Origin of the sequence: Mesorhizobium sp. B4-1-3, from assembly GCF_006439355.1 — a bacterium.
Lineage (GTDB): Bacteria > Pseudomonadota > Alphaproteobacteria > Rhizobiales > Rhizobiaceae > Mesorhizobium.
Window position 1 is genome coordinate 1 of the sequence record NZ_VFTG01000045.1, and the last position, 16,003, is coordinate 16,003.

Genomic DNA, 16,003 nt, shown 5'->3' on the forward strand with positions numbered 1-16,003 from the left:
GATCTTCACCTTGGGCAGGAAATCGACGACATATTCGGCGCCCCGATAAAGCTCGGTATGTCCCTTCTGGCGGCCGAAGCCCTTGGCCTCGGTGACGGTGATGCCTTGCAGTCCGGCCTCCTGAAGCGCTTCCTTCACTTCGTCCAGCTTGAATGGCTTGATGATCGCTTCGATCTTTTTCATGTAAAAAGTGGCCTCCACTGCCAAGAAGACGGGTTGTGTGCCCCGCTTGCGCCTCCATCAAGCACGAACCGTGCCAATCGTGAGGAGTGCAGGCGGCGAGGGGCGTTTTCGAACCCATGCCGCGTCCGGATGCAAATTCGCGTCATCCGCTGCATCGGACGCGTCATGGACGCCCAAACCCTATACATCGCCCCTCCTCAGGTCTGCGCAAAAAATAGGCAGACAGCGCAATTTTCAGGCAAAACCCTCGCGGATACGATCACAGGTGCAAGATAATGCCGCGATCACATTGGTTTGCTTCGAACCGAAAACTGGACAATGCTTGATCGCATGGAGATGGGCAATCCCATGCGCAATGAACTTCTATCGCCGGCCGAAATGGCCGAGGCCGACAGGCTGGCAATCGCGGCCGGGCCGCTCGATGGTTATGGGCTGATGCTGCGCGCCGGCGAGGCGGTCGCGGCTGTCGTGCTGGCGCGCTACCCGGCGGCGAAAAAGGTGCATGTGCTGTGCGGCCCCGGCAACAATGGCGGCGACGGCTACGTCGTGGCGCGGCTGCTGGCCGAGGCCGGGGTCGATGTGGCCCTATGGGCATCGAGCAAACCGCGGGCAGGCAGCGACGCCGCGCGCGCGGCGGCTGACTGCACGCTGGAGCGGCGCCCGCTTTCGGCCTTCACCGCGCAAGCCGGCTCGCTGGTCATCGACGCGATTTATGGCGCAGGCTTGTCGAAGCCTCTCACCGGCGAGGCCAAGGGCGCGGTCGACATCGCGACGGAGATGAACCTGCCGGTCGTCGCGATCGACCTGCCTTCGGGCGTTTCCGGTGAAAGCGGCGAAGTCCTGGGCTGCGCATTTTGCGCGGCCCTGACGGTGACTTTCGCGCGAAAGAAGCCTGGGCACCTGCTGCTGCCTGGCCGCGGACGATGCGGGGAGGTCGTGTTGGCCGACATCGGCATTCGCGACGAGATCATCGACGCGGTCGCGCCGCGGGCCTTCGAGAACCGGCCTGGGCTCTGGATCGCGAGCTTTCCCGCGCCGGCCGTGGACACCCATAAATACAAGCGCGGCCATACGAGCGTCTTTTCGGGGGGACCGTCCGCGACCGGCGCGGCGCGCCTTTCAGCGCTTGCGGCCGCAAGAAGCGGTGCAGGAGCCGTCACTATGCTCTCGCCCGCGAACGCCATGCAGGTCAATGCGGCGCATCTGACCTCGATCATGCTGCGCAAGGTTGATGCGGTCGAGGACGTGCATGACCTTATCGGCGATCGCCGGCCGTCCGCCTTTGTCCTCGGCCCCGGCTTCGGCATCGGCGACAAGGCGCGCGATTTCACGCTCGCCGTGCTCGCCGAAAACCGCCAGGACGGCGGCGTCGAGGGCCTCGTGCTCGACGCCGACGGCATCACCTCTTTCCGCAATGTCGCCGCGATGCTGTTCGAGGCGGCCGGCAGACCGGATGCGCCGGCGTTGATCATGACGCCGCATGAGGGCGAGTTCGGCAGATTGTTTGCGGACATTGCAGCCGACAAGGCGTTGTCGAAGCTGGCCAAGGCGCGCGAAGCGGCGCAGCGCGCCAACGCCGTGCTCGTCTACAAGGGCGCCGACAGCGTGATCGCCGCGCCGGACGGCCGCGCCGCGATCAACAGCAACGGCGCGCCCTGGCTCGCCACCGCCGGTTCAGGCGACGTGTTGGCGGGTCTCATCGCCGGGCTTCTCGCGCAAGGCATGCCGGCCTTCGAAGCGGCTTGCGCCGGGGTCTGGATCCATGCCGAGGCCGGCAGCCGTTTCGGACCAGGGTTGATTGCGGAAGACCTGCCTCTGGCGGTCGTGCCGGTTCTGCGCGAGCTGACGCAGAGCACCGTCCGATGAAACGCTTTGGCGCCGAAGCCGAGGAATAGGTCAGGCGAATTGCGGCGCCTGTTTTCGGACCGCTGTCGTCAGGGCCTGGCGAACACTGTCCTCGCTGACGGCGTGCGTGTTCTCCACCCAACCCGGCATCGAAATCGGCGGTTCGAGAAAGATCACCTGTTCGTTAACCGGACCATGCATATAGGCCCGGTTCGAGCCGTAGATGAGCACACACGGACCGCCCAACGCCCCGGCGGCATGGGAAATGCCGCCATCGACGCCGAGAAAGACGGTCGAGGCCGCGATCTGGCACATAGCCTCCGCGATATCGGGCGTCGCGGTGAAGTCGACTGCCTCGGGCAATTGCGCCTTAATTTCGGCGGCGGCCTGCCGCTCCCGCGGTCCGCCGATCAGCCAGACAGACCAACCTCGGCCAGCATAGTCGCGCGCGATCGAGACGAAGCGCTCCATCGGCCATGAACGCTTATTGGCGAAGTCGGACGTGTAAAGCGCGATCGCCGGTTTTGCTGGGTCGATCCTGTTGCGCCGACGCCAACCCGCAAGCTCTTCAGGAGAAACAACGAGTTGCGGAGCCGGCAACGGTCCGTCTTCAATTGGCCTTTTGCCGAGGCGAGCGATTGCGCAAACCTGTTCCGCCAACCGTGTCTTGCGCGGACCGAAGGCCACCATCGATTTCAACCAACCGGCGGGCAGTCGATTGACGATGCCGAACTGAAACTCGCGCGGATAGCCGATGCGCTCCGGTATCCCGGCCAGCCACGGCACCAGCGAAGCCTTGGTGCTGCTGGTGAGCATATAGGCCGCCTGGTAATTCTCCTTGCGGATTTCGCGCGCCAGGCGCGCCCGCTCTTTCAGCCCCGGCTTCCATTGCTTCTCCGTGATCCAGACTTTGCGGACACCCGGCATCAGCCGCGCCAGAGGCGCTGCGATCCTCGAGGTGACGATATCGACCGGCTGGCCTGGGGATCTCTCGGCGATGATCCGGATGGCCGAATGGCAGCGGATGAAATCACCGATCGCCGGCAAGCAGAAAACCAGGATGGGGCGCAATGCGCGAAACCTTTTCGATCCGGAACGGCCACCGCTGACAGGAGACGCCTGCGTGATGTCTCACGGAAGCGCTTCGCCATCAAGAATGCGGCGGTAGAGCTCCAGATAGGCTTTAGCGGCCTTCTGGATCGGAAACCGGTCTGCCGCGGATTCGCGGCATCTTTGCGCCGACAAACCGGCGATTTCACCGAAACCGCGCGCGAACTCCTCATCCGTGTCGAAGAAGCGGCCGGTATCGGCGTCGACCGTTTCGGGCAGCGCGCCATGTGCCGTGGTCAAGACCGGCGTGCCGCACAGCATGGATTCGACCGGCGCATTGCCGAAAGGCTCTTCCCAGGAAATCGGGTTCAGAAAGGCCTTGGTCTCGCCCAGCAGGCGCACCTTCGGCTCGCCGTCGACCATGCCGTGGTAGCGGAAGCGCGGCGAGAGGCTCTTGAAGAACACGCGCTCGCGGCGCGTCTTGCTGCGGCCGAGCAGCTTCCAGCGCGAGCCACCGGCGATGTCGAGCTTGAAATCGTATTTCTTCGCCAGGTCCACCGCCCGGTTAAGGCCCTTTCCGGCCCGTGCGATGGCCGCCATGAAGAATAGATGGTCGTTCTTCGTCGCTGCCAGGCGATAGGCATCCACCGGAAAGCCGTTGTAGACGAAGGTCTTGCGGCCATGCAACTCGGCATGGCGGGCGCTGATGAAGCTCCAGTTCGGCTGCGGCCGCGGATAGTCCGGCAGATGGCCGCGCTCGGTATTGAGCGTCGGAAAAGGAAATTCGACCTTCCAGGCGTGGAGATGGACGATGTCGGTGTCCTTGGGCACAGCCGCGCGGCACTCGTCATTGGTCACCGCGTGGCGGACCTCGCACATCGGATGCGACGACCCCGGGCCGGCGATCAAAGTCACCTGATGCCCCATCTTGACCATTTCCGTCGTCAGCCATTCGACCTGCCGCTGGATGCCGCCATAGCCCTTGCACGGAATAAGGCCCTGGGCCGCAAGTGTTATACGCATGTCGTCTCCGCGCTCATGTTGGCGGTGGTGGTCCCTTCGGCTGACGGAGCTCTGCTCACAACGGAATGTTGTCGTGCTTCTTCCAGGGGTTCTGCATATCCTTGTTGCGCAGCATGCGCAGCGCCCGGGCGACGCGGCGCCGGGTCGAATGCGGCATGATCACCTCGTCGACATAACCGCGTTCGGCGGCGACGAAGGGCGACAGGAAGCGATCCTCGTAAGTTTTTGTATGAGCGGCGATTTTCTCCGGATCGCCGATGTCCTTGCGGTAGATGATCTCGACCGCGCCCCTGGCGCCCATCACCGCGATCTGCGCCGTCGGCCAGGCATAATTCATGTCGCCGCGCAGGTGCTTCGAAGCCATCACGTCATAAGCGCCGCCATAGGCCTTGCGGGTGATGACGGTGATCTTCGGCACGGTTGCCTCGGCATAGGCGAAGAGCAGCTTGGCGCCATGCTTGATCAGCCCGCCATATTCCTGTGCGGTGCCCGGCAGGAAGCCCGGCACGTCGACGAAGGTGACGATCGGAATGGAAAAACAGTCGCAGAAGCGCACGAAGCGCGCGGCCTTGCGGCTGGCGTCGGAATCGAGCACGCCGGCCAGCACCATCGGCTGGTTGGCGATGAAACCCACTGTGCGGCCCTCGACCCGGCCGAAACCGGTGACGATGTTCTTGGCAAAGCTCTGCTGGATCTCGAAGAAATCGCCTTCGTCGGCGACCTTCAGGATCAGCTCCTTGATGTCATAGGGCTTGTTGGCATTGTCGGGGATCAGCCTGTCGAGCGACAGGTCGTGATCCATCACCGACTGATAGCATTCAATCTCGGGGATCTCGGCCGTGTTGGACGCCGGCAGGAGATCGACCAGCCGGCGCATCTGCAAAAGCGCCTCGACGTCGTTATCGTAAGCGCCGTCGGCGATGGAGGACTTCGTGGTATGGACGGAAGCGCCGCCGAGGCTTTCGGCGGTCACCGTCTCGTTGGTCACCGTCTTCACTACATCCGGTCCGGTGACGAACATGTAGGAGGTGTCGCGCACCATGAAGATGAAATCGGTCATGGCGGGCGAATAGACGTCGCCGCCGGCGCAGGGACCCATGATCAACGAAATCTGCGGGATGACGCCGGATGCCAGCACGTTGCGCTGGAAGATCTCGGCATAACCGCCGAGCGCGGCCACGCCTTCCTGGATACGCGCGCCACCGGCGTCGTAGAGGCCGATGATCGGCGCGCGATTGCGCAGCGCCATCTCCTGGACCTTGATGACCTTTTCGGCATGCGCCTCCGACAGCGAGCCGCCGAACACGGTGAAATCCTTGGCGAAAATATAGATCGGGCGCCCGTTGACGGTGCCCCAGCCGGTGACGACGCCGTCGCCGGCGATCTTGGTCTTCTCCATGCCGAAATCGGTCGAGCGGTGCTCGACATACATGTCGAACTCCTCGAACGAACCTTCGTCGAGAAAGACCTCGATACGCTCGCGAGCGGTGAGCTTGCCCTTCTTGTGCTGCGCCTCGATGCGATCCTTGCCGCCGCCCATGCGGGCGATCTCGCGGCGGCGCTCGAGTTCCTTCAGCACGTCTTTCATCACAGGTCCCCAAAACGGATAAGTGATTTGTGGTAATGGCGAGGGCAGGAGAGCGCAAGCGCCCTCGTTTTGCTGCAACGCAACATCGCCTCTTGCATTTTGGCGCGGACTCGGCCATATGCAGCGGCATAGGCGCTTGGGCCGGCCTGTCCGGCTTTCTCCACGAATGAGACTGGTTGCGTCTGTTTTCCCTCTTTCAAATCGGCCACGGCTGATCGGCAAGACGGCGAAAAAGCCCCGGGGCATGAAGCCCGCGGGCACGACAGCGCAGCCGCGCGGACGCTTCCCGTCCGCCGCCTTGTCGTTTCCTTATGATTGTTTCGACGGCAGGTTGCGCCCTGCCGCCATTTGACGTTTGCGGCGATTGCGCCGCTTGAAAGAAGATAAATTTGACCAACGAAAACACTCTCCCCAGCAACGACGCTGGGGAACTCTCCGGTTTCGCGGCCCTTGGCATCGGCGGCGCGCTGCTGAAGGCCACGCTTGCCGCGGGTTTCACCGAACCGAAGCCCATCCAGGTGCAGGCTATCCCGCCGCAGCTCGAAGGCCGCGACATCTTCGGCATCGCCCAGACCGGCTCCGGCAAGACGGCGGCCTTCGCGCTGCCGATCCTGTCGAAGATCATCGGCCTCGGCACCAAGCGCCGGCCGAAGACGACGCGGGCGCTCATCCTGGCACCGACTCGCGAGCTCGCCGTCCAGATCGAGGACACCATCAAGATCCTCGCCAAGGGCGCGCATGTCTCGACCGCGCTGGTGCTGGGCGGCGTCTCGCGCTTCAGCCAGGTGAAGAAGATCGCGCCCGGCGTCGATATCCTGATCGCAACGCCCGGGCGGCTGACCGATCTCGTACGCGAGGGTGACCTCATCCTTGCCGACACCAAATGGCTCGTCCTCGACGAGGGCGACCGCATGCTCGACATGGGCTTCATCAACGACGTCAAGCGCATCGCCAAGGCGACCGCGCCGGACCGCCAGACGGCGCTGTTCTCGGCCACCATGCCGAACGAGATCGCCGAGCTCGCCAAGGGCCTGTTAAAGGATCCGGTCCGCATCGAGGTCTCGCCGCAGAGCACGACGGCCGCCGAGATCGTGCAGAGTGTGGTGCTCGCCCGCACCAGGCAGAAGCGCCAGGTGCTGTCCAAGATGCTGGCCGACGAGGCGATGCGCGCGGTGATCGTGTTCTCGCGCACCAAGCACGGCGCCGACCGCGTCACCAAGGATCTTGTGCGCGACGGTTTCGAAGCCGCCGTCATCCACGGCAACAAGTCGCAGAACGCCCGCCAGAAGGCGCTCAACGATTTCCGCGAGGGCGCGGTCCGCATCCTGGTCGCCACCGACATCGCCGCGCGCGGCATCGACGTGCCCGGCATCAGCCATGTCGTGAATTTCGATCTGCCGGACGAAGCGGAAAGCTATGTCCACCGCATCGGCCGCACCGGCCGCAACGGCAGGGATGGCATCGCGATCACGCTTTGCGATCCTTCCGAGAACGCCAAGCTGCGGCAGGTCGAGCGCATCATCCGCATGAGGCTGCCGGTCGTCGCCGATCATCTCGGCAGCCCGGATCCGCAGCGCGACCCGAGAGAAAAGACCGAGCGTCATTTCGAACCGGCCAATGACCGCGAGCATCACGGCGCCCGCCGCGATGGCCGCCGCCCTGGCAACGGTGGCGACAACAAGCGTTTCGGCGGTCAGCCTCATGGCGAGCGCGCTTCGAAGCCGCAGGGCGAACGCCCGGCTGCGGCCAAGCCGAATGGCTCGAGCAAGCCCGACGGCTTCAAGCGTTTCAAGGGCAACAACAAGCGCCGCTTCGGCGGCAAGCGTCCGGCGAACCGGGCTGCTTGAGCCCATCAAATCCGATCAGGGACGGCCGGAGCATGCTCCGGCCGTTTTCGTTTCACTGGCCTTTTTGCTGCTGCAGCAGCGCCTTCACCCACACCACGATACGCTGGGTGAGAAAACCCGTGGTCTGCGGCGACAGCACATCGCCGGCGATGACGTGATGGTCCGGATCGCCAGTGTCGTCGACCGGCACCAGCTCGTGCGGACCGCCCCAACGCCCGGCGATCTCGCGCGTACGGTCCGGCCGCACCACCTTGTCGGAATCCGAGAAAATGAACAGGGCAGGGATCTTTGCCTGCTCGACCGGCGCGGCATAGGAAAGATTGGTCAGCGCCGCCATCGGCAGCACCGCCTTCATCGGGTATTTGGTGGTCCAGAATTTCTCGTGCAGCGGGTTGCGCGCGGGAAAGCTGCGCTCCTTGCCGCCGACAAGCTCGGCGATCTGCCTCCCCCAGGGCAGGGTCAGCACTTCGGCGCCGGAGGCCTTGACGCCGAAATTCGGCGAAATGAACGCGATGGCCGCGACATCGTCGGATGCGCCCGGCTGCGTTGCGGCCCACGCCGCCAGCGAGCCGCCGGTCGAGGTTGCGATGACGATCACCTTGTCGCCGATGGCACGGCCTATGGCCAAGGCCTCCTCATAGTCGTTGATCCAGGCGTTGACGCTGCCTTGCGCCATCGCCGCGCCGTCCTGGCCGTGGCCGGTCAGGCGCGTGTAGAAAAGGTTGGCGTCGAGTTCGTCCGCGACATCGTCCGGCAAGGGACGGACTTCACCCTTCGAGGCTGAAAAGCCATGGATGTAGACGATGGCCAAGGGCGTCTTGGCGTGGACCATCGGGTTCGCCCAGATGATCTCCTTGTCGAGCCCGTCGCGCATGTTGGGCACGGCAGCCTCTTCACGCGCCAGATAGGCCTGCGGATCATCGCCGATCACCGATGGATCGAAGCGGATTGTGGTATCGACCGGCACGCGCGGGCCAAGGAAGAAGCCGGCGACCAGGATGACTGCAAGGCCAAGCACCGCCAGCACGATCCGCCGCCCCATTCCAGTCTCCAAGCAATGATTCTCAACCTATGGCCGTCCCCGCCGGCAGGCAATCGCCGTTTCGCCGGCTTATGGTGCGCTGTCGCGGGATGGGTCTTTTTCGCCCGCCGGCCTGCGATCGAAATGCAACGGCCGTCCCCACCAGTGGGTGGTGAGGCCGATGACGAAGCGGCCGATCGGCCGCGGCAGCAGGCCGAGCAGCTTCAGCGGCCAGCTTATGTGATAGGGGAAGGTGACTTCGAAGCCGCCCTTCCGGATGCCCCGCGCCATGCGGCGCGACGCGCGGTGCACAGGCATGAGGCCCGGCATCGGCAACTTGTTCTTTTCGGTCAAAGGCGTGTCGACGAATCCCGGATTGATGACCTGGATGCGGATGTTCATCTTGTCGAAGTCGTATTTCAGCGACTCCGCAAGGATGTTGATCGCGGCCTTGGTGCCGCCATAGGCAGCCGTCGTCGGCCAGCCGGAATAGGCGGTAACCGACCCGACCAGAACGATATGGCCGCGTCCGCGCACGCGCATATGCTCGACGACAGGCACCACGCCGTTGACGATGCCGAAATAGTTCACCGCGAAGGAGCGATGGAAATCGCGCACCACCAGGTTCTCGCCTGGGGTGGCGATGTAGTTGCCGGCGTTGAAGACGGCAAGCACGATCGGTCCCATCTGTTCTTCGATCGCGGCGGCCGTGCGCGCCATCCCTTGCTCGTCCGTCACGTCGCAGGGAAAGGACCTCACATGTCCGGGCATCTGCGCCGTTTCGACGATCAGTGTGTCGGCCGGATCTTGCGGCAGCGACGTCACCGCCACGGCGTAGCCTTGATTGGCGAGATCCTTGGCCAGCGCCCGGCCAAGCCCGCTGCTGCCGCCCGTGATCCAGGCGACACCGTCTTTCGGATTGGCCCGGTAGAGTGTCATGGGGTGTCCTGCGGATGTTGCGATTTGCTCTAGCGGTGGAGAAATCGGTTGAAAAGAGCGGTTTTGCACCTGGCGTTGAAATGATCGCGAGCATTGCACCATCCGGAATGCGACTGGACCAGGCAAAATCTTGCCTTGAAACCGCGGCGTCCGGTTTTTAGGGTCTCGCCGCACACATGAAGGAATCCCACATGCCCCGTTCTGTGATCGAAGCGATCGGCAACACGCCCCTGATCCGGCTCAACAAGGCTTCGGAAGCAACTGGCTGTGAGATCCTCGGCAAAGCCGAATTCATGAATCCGGGGCAATCGGTGAAAGATCGAGCCGGCCTGTTCATCATCCGCGATGCCGAGCAGCGCGGCTTGCTCAAGCTCGGCGGGGTCATCGTCGAAGGCACTGCCGGCAACACCGGCATCGGCCTGACGCTGGTCGCCAAGGCGCTCGGCTACCGTACCGTGATCGTTATTCCTGACACCCAGAGCCAGGAAAAGAAGGACGTGATCAAGATCCTGGGCGCGGAGCTCATTGAGGTGCCGGCCGTGCCCTACAAGAACCCCAACAATTACATAAAACTGTCCGGCCGTCTTGCCGAGCAACTGGCGCGCTCCGAGCCCAACGGCGCGATCTGGGCCAACCAGTTCGACAATGTTGCCAACCGCGATGGTCACGTCCGCACGACCGCGGAGGAAATCTGGGGCCAAACTGGCGGCAAGGTCGATGGCTTTGTCTCGGCGGTCGGCTCCGGCGGCACGCTTGCCGGTGTCGCGCTCGGGCTCAAGGGTAAGAGCAAGGACGTCAAGATCGCGCTCGCCGATCCGCTCGGGGCCGCGCTCTATAATTTCTACACCAGCGGCGAGTTGAAATCCGGCGGCAACTCGATCACCGAAGGTATCGGGCAGGGCCGCATCACCGCCAATCTCGAAGGCTTCGCGCCGGACTTCTCTTACCAGATCCCGGACGAGGAAGCGTTGCCGATCATCTTCGACCTGATCCAGGAGGAGGGTCTCTGCGTCGGCGGCTCCACCGGTATCAACATCGCCGGCGCCATCCGGCTGGCGCGCGAGCTCGGACCCGGCCACACCATCGTGACGATCCTTGCCGACTACGGCACGCGCTACCAGTCCAAGCTCTTCAATCCGGAGTTCCTGCGCGGCAAGAATCTTCCCGTGCCGGGCTGGATGGAAGAGAAGGCCGACATTTCGGTGCCGTTCGAAAAGGTAGCATGATGGCGCACAAGACCGAGGCGCTGTTTCGCGACGACGCCTATCAGAAAACGGCCGAGGCCGAGGTCGTCGCCATCAACGATCGCGGCGGCATCGTTCTCGACCGCACGATCTTCTATGCGACATCCGGTGGGCAGCCGGGCGACACCGGCACGCTCGAACGTGCCGACGGCGGCCGCATAGCGATCGCTGCCACCATCACCGGCGAGACAAAGGACGAGATCATCCATGTGCCGGCGCCGGAACAGGCGCTTCCCGTTGTCGGCGAAAAACTGAAGCTTCTGATCGACTGGGAGCGGCGGCACCTCCTGATGCGCATGCATTCCGCCTGTCACCTGCTGACCGTCGTCTGTCCGTTTCCGATCACCGGGGCGGCGGTCGCCGAGGACGACAGCCGCATCGACTTCGACATTCCCGATGCCGGCTTCACCAAGGAAGATGTGACGGCTCGCCTGATGGAGCTGGTGCGCGCCGATCATCCGATCTTCACCCGGCTGATCACCGACGAGGCGCTGGCCGCAAATCCCGGCCTGGTCAAATCGAAGAACGTCCGTCCGCCGGTCGGGACCGGCAAGATTCGTTTGGTGTGCATAGGCGACAACGGTTCGATCGACAGCCAGCCCTGCGGCGGAACGCATGTGAAGTCGACCGGCGAGGTCGGCGACATACATATCGGCAAGATCGAGAAGAAAGGCCGCGAGAACCGGCGCTTCCGCATCCGCTTCGGGCCGATGCCGGCGAGCTGACGTTAAAGCGAGGCGGGGCAGGGAGAACAGAATGGCGCAGGACAGTCCTTTCATCGTCGACGCCGATTGGCTGGAAAAGCGGCTTGGCGAGCCCGGCCTTACCATCATCGACGCCTCCTGGTACCTGCCGGCGCAAAAGCGCGACGCCCGGGCCGAATACGATGCCGCCCACATTCCCGGAGCGCGCTTCCTCGACCAGGACGCGGTTTCCGATCCGGATTCGAAACTGCCGCACACACTGGCCTCGCCGCAGCACTTCGCCCAATATGTCGGCGCGATGGGCGTTTCGGCCGACGACACCATCGTCGTCTATGATGGGCCCGGCCTGTTCTCGGCGCCGCGCGCCTGGTGGATGTTCCGCGTCATGGGGGTCTTCCAGGTCTACATCCTGAATGGCGGACTTGACCGCTGGAAGGCCGAGGGCCGGCCAGTGACTTCCGAGCCGACCAAGATTGCGCCGAGTGTCTTCCATGCCGATTTCGACAAGGGCAGGGTCGTTAGCCTCGACGAGATGCGCAGGATCGTCGGCAGCCAAGAGAGCCAGATCGCCGACGCGCGCTCGGCCGGCCGTTTCGCCGGAACCGATCCCGAACCACGCCAGGGCGTCCGCTCGGGCCACATGCCGGGTGCGCACAATGTCCCGATCACGGCGCTTGCCGAGAATGGCGAATTGCTGCCCAAGGACCGCTTGCGCAAGGTGATCGAGGATGCCGGCATCGACCTCTCGAAGCCCGTTGTCACGTCTTGTGGCTCGGGCATCACGGCGGCGGCGATCACGCTGGCGCTGGAGACGCTCGGCCATAGCGACAACCGGCTCTACGACGGGTCCTGGACTGAATGGGGCGGTCTCGGCGACACGCCGGTGGTGACAGGGAAAGAATGATGGAAAACGGCGCGCCGCAAGATATCGATGTCACGGTCACCTTCCTGGAGATGCATGCCGCACCCGCGGTGTCGCCGCCGATCCCCTACAACCGCCAGATCGCGCTGCTGAAGACGAAAGATATCCCGCTCCACTTCTACCGCTATCTGATGGATCGCGTCGGGCGCAAATGGCACTGGGTCAATGTGCTGAGGCTCAGCGACGAGGAGCTTGCCGCCGGCCTGCACCGCGAGGACCGCGACATCCGCGTTCTCTATCTCGACGGCGCTCCCGCCGGCTTCTTCGACCTCAAGCCGCATCTTCCGGACGAAGTGGAACTCGCTTATTTCGGCATGATGGAGCATGCGCACGGCTTGGGCATCGGCCGCTGGTTCCTTGGTGCCGCGATCTCGGCGGCCTGGGCGCATGGGCCAAGGCGCGTCACCGTGCAGACCTGCACGCTCGATCATCCGGCGGCTCTGCCGCTTTACCAGAAGCTCGGCTTCACGCCGGTGGCGCAGAAGAAGGAGGTCGTGCGTCCACTGACCTTCGCCGAGCGCTCGGCCAGCGTCATGCGAGGTTAGAGTATTTCACCGTTTCACGGAAACGGTGAATACTCTATCTCTTTGTTTTTACGCAATTCCGGACGGAAAACTGCTCACACTTTTCCTGGAATTGCTCTAAGCCGTTCCCTGGAATTGCCTTGCGCCTGAACATCCCGTTCATCGCCGCTTCCGACTGTCTTTGCCATTGTCCGGCCGCATTACAAGGCCGAGTCTGTCAGGAGAAAGACATGTTGACCCGACGTACATTTGCCGTCGCCATGATTGCGGCGATTGCCATGCCGAGCCTGGCGTCCGCGCAGGCGACCACGCCTTCGGCCGCTACGATCGAGCGCCAGCTCGACGCCGCCCCAAGCAAGAAGTTTCGCCCCAATGAGCGCGTTACCATTCGCGAGTTCAAGCGCCGGCCGGACCTGCGGCGCATGGCGCGCTCGATCGATATTCAGTCGATTAATTTCGAGTTCGGCTCGGCCGCCATTGCCCCCTCGCAATACGGCAAAGTCGAAATCATCGCCGACGCGCTCCACCGCATCCTGCGCCGCGACCGCGGCGCCCGCATCCACACCGACGCCGTGGGCTCCTTCGAATCGAACCAGATCCTGTCCGAACGTCGCGCCGCGTCGCTGAAGCGGACGCTGGTAGGCGAATTCGGCGTGCCTTCGTTCGCATTGGAGACCGTCGGCTATGGCGAGGAGTTCCTGCTCGTGCAGACCCAGCAGGAAAACTGGCGCAACCGCCGCGTGACGCTGCGTCGCTTCGACGATTTCGTGCGGTAACGCTCGGGCCGACAATGCCGACAGTCAAGAGCCCGGCTACGCAAGGCAGCCGGGCTCTTCCATATGCACGTCGCCAGTCAGGAATCGGGTGGGAGGCGCAATCGCCAAGGCATAAATTTCCGGACATCGACACCGGAGATTTCGCTCATGAGCATCCAGTTCAAAGCCTTGCCGACCGAAGCCGTGCGCGCCTTGCAGCGGGGAGGGCCCGATGCCTATGGCCGCGCCCCGGAACACAGGATTTCTGATGGCGACGGCGTGCCTTGCAGGCACTGCCTGAAGAACGTCGCCGAGGGCGACGGCTACCTGATCGTTGCCTACCGGCCTTTCCCGGAACTGCAGCCCTATGCCGAAACCGGCCCGATCTTCCTTCATGCCGAGGAATGCGAGCGCGCCGCCGACGGGGAAGCGCTACCGGAGATGCTCGAAAGCAGCGACTATATCGTCAGGGGCTACGGTAAGGACGATCGCATCGTCTATGGCAGCGGCGCAGTTACGCCGACAAGTGACATCGCCGCCCGCGCAACAACACTGCTTGAGCGCGACGACATCGCCTACATCCATGTCCGCTCGGCGCGGAACAATTGCTACCAATGCCGGATCGAGCGGGCCTGATCCAAAACCGGCCCATCCCAAACCGGTATGACTCCAAAAAGAAGCCCGCCGATGGTCAGGCGGGCCGTTGGAGGGTCTGACAGAAGCTGTCGGCAAGTGCTATCCGGGCCGGACTCGCCCGACCCGGAAAGCAGCTCAGGCCGCCAGTAACGGCGCGTGTCTAGGCGTCTTTCCCGACGGGCGAATGTGAAGCATTTCACACAAGCGGCATAATGGCCGGGAAGATGCGAACCGGGCCTTCCAGCACTGTCGTATTCCCGTCGTACTCCTGCGCTAGAAAGTAATGGTTGACGATCGGTCGACCGCGGATGGACCGGCGGCGGATCGCAACTTCGAGGAAGCGGGGCTTTTGCTCCGCTTTTTTGTTGCCCGGATTCGGCACGGATTAAGTTTTGCGCGCAAGAAAAAGCCCGCCGGAATGACCCGGCGGGCGCGACAGGAGGAAGTTCCGGCCGGATATCAGGCGGCAAGCACCGCCTTCGGCTCGACCATCTCATAGCCGAGCGCTTCGGCGACAGCGCGGTTGGTGATCTTGCCCTTATGGACATTGAGGCCGTTGCGCAGGTGATGGTCGTCGACCAACGCCTTGAGGCCCTTGTCGGCGAGCTGCAGGCCATAATGCAGCGTGGCGTTGTTGAGCGCGTGCGCCGAAGTGACCGGCACCGCGCCGGGCATGTTGGCGACGCAATAGTGGATGACGCCATCGACCTCATAGGTCGGATCGGCGTGGGTCGTGGCATGCGAGGTCTCGAAGCAACCACCCTGGTCGATCGCGACGTCGACCAGCACCGAGCCTTTCTTCATGCCGGAAAGCATTTCGCGGGTGACGAGCTTGGGTGCGGCTGCACCCGGGATCAGCACGGCGCCGATGACGACATCGGCCGAGAAGCATTCCTCTTCCAGCGCTTCGACGGTCGAGTATCGCGTATGCACGCGACCGCCGAAGATGTCGTCGAGCTGACGCAGGCGCGGGATCGAGCGGTCGATGATGGTGACGTCGGCGCCGAGGCCGGCCGCCATCTTTGCCGCATGCAGGCCGACGACGCCGCCGCCGAGCACGGTGACCTTACCGGGCAGCACGCCGGGCACGCCGCCGAGAAGCACGCCACGGCCGCCATTGGCCTTCTGCAGCGCGGTGGCGCCGGCCTGGATCGACAGGCGGCCGGCGACTTCCGACATCGGCGCGAGCAGCGGCAGGCCACCGCGGTCGTCGGTCACGGTCTCATAGGCAATCGCGGTGACGCCCGAAGCGAGAAGACCCTTGGTCTGCTCCGGATCGGGAGCGAGGTGCAGATAGGTGTAGAGGATCTGGCCGTCGCGCAGTTGGACCCATTCGTTGGGCTGCGGCTCCTTGACCTTGACGATCATGTCCGACTTGGCGAACACGTCGGCGGCCGTCTTGGCGATGGTGGCGCCCGCGGCGCGATAGGCGTTATCGTCGGCGCCGATGCCGGCGCCGGCACCCGTCTCGACCAGCACTTCGTGGCCACGCGCGACGTATTCGCGAACCGAGCCGGGCGTCATGCCGACGCGATATTCATGGTTCTTGATTTCCTTGGGGCAGCCGACACGCATCTTTCTTCTCCTGTCCGCGCCCTTTCAACGAGGCGCTCTCCCTGTCACTCGCGCATGCCATCGGCTCCGAACGCGGAGGTGGACGCGCAATAATCGCAGTGAACCACAAATCGTTCCGTATGTGTTTGCGAATGCACTTGCGGCAAG

The 16,003-nt window shown here is 63.7% G+C and carries 15 protein-coding genes; 8 read left to right on the forward strand and 7 right to left on the reverse strand.

The genetic code is table 11. The features are described 5' to 3' along the window. Positions 1-183: P-II family nitrogen regulator (locus FJW06_RS29080; protein WP_140756986.1), on the reverse strand; the 183-nt coding region annotated here is incomplete at its 3' end. 348 nt (positions 184-531) lie between these two features. On the opposite strand from FJW06_RS29080, the gene FJW06_RS29085 reads away from it, so the two are divergent. Beyond that, positions 532-2,049 carry an NAD(P)H-hydrate dehydratase gene (locus FJW06_RS29085; protein ID WP_140757028.1) on the forward strand — a complete coding sequence of 506 codons (1,518 nt, stop codon included), beginning with the start codon at positions 532-534 and terminating at the stop codon, positions 2,047-2,049. Between the two features lie 30 nt (positions 2,050-2,079). Here the strand turns inward: FJW06_RS29085 and waaF are convergent, their stop codons facing one another. From waaF to FJW06_RS29100, 3 genes are read right to left on the reverse strand one after another with little or no spacing between them, the layout of a single operon-like run. Beyond that, complete coding sequence (gene waaF, locus FJW06_RS29090; RefSeq protein WP_140756988.1) at positions 2,080-3,099, reverse strand: lipopolysaccharide heptosyltransferase II; 1,020 nt, start codon at positions 3,097-3,099, stop codon at positions 2,080-2,082. A gap of 60 nt (positions 3,100-3,159) precedes the next feature. Next, a complete protein-coding gene (locus FJW06_RS29095) occupies positions 3,160-4,101 on the reverse strand; it encodes a glycosyltransferase (protein WP_140756990.1) in 942 nt (313 codons plus the stop codon). 55 nt (positions 4,102-4,156) lie between these two features. Then, complete coding sequence (locus tag FJW06_RS29100; protein ID WP_140756992.1) at positions 4,157-5,689, reverse strand: acyl-CoA carboxylase subunit beta; 1,533 nt, start codon at positions 5,687-5,689, stop codon at positions 4,157-4,159. A gap of 389 nt (positions 5,690-6,078) precedes the next feature. On the opposite strand from FJW06_RS29100, the gene FJW06_RS29105 reads away from it, so the two are divergent. After that, positions 6,079-7,536, forward strand: a complete 1,458-nt coding sequence (locus tag FJW06_RS29105) for a DEAD/DEAH box helicase (RefSeq protein WP_140756994.1) — start codon at positions 6,079-6,081, stop codon at positions 7,534-7,536. A gap of 52 nt (positions 7,537-7,588) precedes the next feature. Here FJW06_RS29105 and FJW06_RS29110 read toward each other — a convergent pair whose 3' ends face one another. Further along, complete coding sequence (locus tag FJW06_RS29110) at positions 7,589-8,578, reverse strand: alpha/beta fold hydrolase (protein ID WP_140756996.1); 990 nt, start codon at positions 8,576-8,578, stop codon at positions 7,589-7,591. Positions 8,579-8,647: 69 nt separating this feature from the next. Beyond that, positions 8,648-9,496: an SDR family oxidoreductase gene (locus tag FJW06_RS29115; RefSeq protein ID WP_140756998.1), complete on the reverse strand. Its 849-nt coding sequence runs from the start codon at positions 9,494-9,496 to the stop codon at positions 8,648-8,650. A gap of 191 nt (positions 9,497-9,687) precedes the next feature. Between FJW06_RS29115 and FJW06_RS29120 the strand changes: the two genes are divergently transcribed. The 6 genes from FJW06_RS29120 to FJW06_RS29145 all read left to right on the forward strand — a co-directional run bounded on the left by FJW06_RS29120 (position 9,688) and on the right by FJW06_RS29145 (position 14,281). Continuing rightward, a complete protein-coding gene (locus FJW06_RS29120) occupies positions 9,688-10,722 on the forward strand; it encodes a cysteine synthase A (RefSeq protein WP_140757000.1) in 1,035 nt (344 codons plus the stop codon). Beyond that, entirely contained in the window at positions 10,722-11,465 is a 744-nt protein-coding gene (locus FJW06_RS29125) for an alanyl-tRNA editing protein (RefSeq protein WP_140757030.1), read from the forward strand. The genes FJW06_RS29120 and FJW06_RS29125 overlap by 1 nt, the downstream gene beginning before the upstream one ends. Before the next feature lie 31 nt (positions 11,466-11,496). Beyond that, positions 11,497-12,348 carry a 3-mercaptopyruvate sulfurtransferase gene (sseA, locus tag FJW06_RS29130; RefSeq protein WP_140757002.1) on the forward strand — a complete coding sequence of 284 codons (852 nt, stop codon included), beginning with the start codon at positions 11,497-11,499 and terminating at the stop codon, positions 12,346-12,348. Beyond that, complete coding sequence (locus FJW06_RS29135; RefSeq protein WP_140757032.1) at positions 12,348-12,911, forward strand: GNAT family N-acetyltransferase; 564 nt, start codon at positions 12,348-12,350, stop codon at positions 12,909-12,911. The genes sseA and FJW06_RS29135 overlap by 1 nt, the downstream gene beginning before the upstream one ends. Positions 12,912-13,120: 209 nt before the next feature. Then, entirely contained in the window at positions 13,121-13,666 is a 546-nt protein-coding gene (locus tag FJW06_RS29140) for an OmpA family protein (protein WP_140757034.1), read from the forward strand. A 147-nt stretch (positions 13,667-13,813) separates the two neighbouring features. Beyond that, positions 13,814-14,281, forward strand: coding sequence for a DUF1203 domain-containing protein (locus tag FJW06_RS29145; protein ID WP_140757004.1), 468 nt, complete (start codon positions 13,814-13,816; stop codon positions 14,279-14,281). Positions 14,282-14,740: 459 nt separating this feature from the next. Here the strand turns inward: FJW06_RS29145 and ald are convergent, their stop codons facing one another. Beyond that, positions 14,741-15,856 carry an alanine dehydrogenase gene (ald, locus tag FJW06_RS29150; RefSeq protein WP_140757006.1) on the reverse strand — a complete coding sequence of 372 codons (1,116 nt, stop codon included), beginning with the start codon at positions 15,854-15,856 and terminating at the stop codon, positions 14,741-14,743. Positions 15,857-16,003 lie beyond the last annotated feature (147 nt).

What these genes read in the sequence shown, in the direction of transcription:
- FJW06_RS29095 (WP_140756990.1), bottom strand. Translation starts at nt 4,101, where the DNA reads ATGCGTATAACACTTGCGGCCCAGGGCCTTATTCCGTGCAAGGGCTAT.
- FJW06_RS29115 (WP_140756998.1), bottom strand. Translation starts at nt 9,496, where the DNA reads ATGACACTCTACCGGGCCAATCCGAAAGACGGTGTCGCCTGGATCACG.
- FJW06_RS29145 (WP_140757004.1), top strand. Translation starts at nt 13,814, where the DNA reads ATGAGCATCCAGTTCAAAGCCTTGCCGACCGAAGCCGTGCGCGCCTTG.
- FJW06_RS29135 (WP_140757032.1), top strand. Translation starts at nt 12,348, where the DNA reads ATGGAAAACGGCGCGCCGCAAGATATCGATGTCACGGTCACCTTCCTG.
- FJW06_RS29085 (WP_140757028.1), top strand. Translation starts at nt 532, where the DNA reads ATGCGCAATGAACTTCTATCGCCGGCCGAAATGGCCGAGGCCGACAGG.
- FJW06_RS29110 (WP_140756996.1), bottom strand. Translation starts at nt 8,578, where the DNA reads ATGGGGCGGCGGATCGTGCTGGCGGTGCTTGGCCTTGCAGTCATCCTG.
- sseA (WP_140757002.1), top strand. Translation starts at nt 11,497, where the DNA reads ATGGCGCAGGACAGTCCTTTCATCGTCGACGCCGATTGGCTGGAAAAG.
- FJW06_RS29125 (WP_140757030.1), top strand. Translation starts at nt 10,722, where the DNA reads ATGGCGCACAAGACCGAGGCGCTGTTTCGCGACGACGCCTATCAGAAA.
- ald (WP_140757006.1), bottom strand. Translation starts at nt 15,856, where the DNA reads ATGCGTGTCGGCTGCCCCAAGGAAATCAAGAACCATGAATATCGCGTC.
- FJW06_RS29120 (WP_140757000.1), top strand. Translation starts at nt 9,688, where the DNA reads ATGCCCCGTTCTGTGATCGAAGCGATCGGCAACACGCCCCTGATCCGG.
- FJW06_RS29100 (WP_140756992.1), bottom strand. Translation starts at nt 5,689, where the DNA reads ATGAAAGACGTGCTGAAGGAACTCGAGCGCCGCCGCGAGATCGCCCGC.
- FJW06_RS29140 (WP_140757034.1), top strand. Translation starts at nt 13,121, where the DNA reads ATGTTGACCCGACGTACATTTGCCGTCGCCATGATTGCGGCGATTGCC.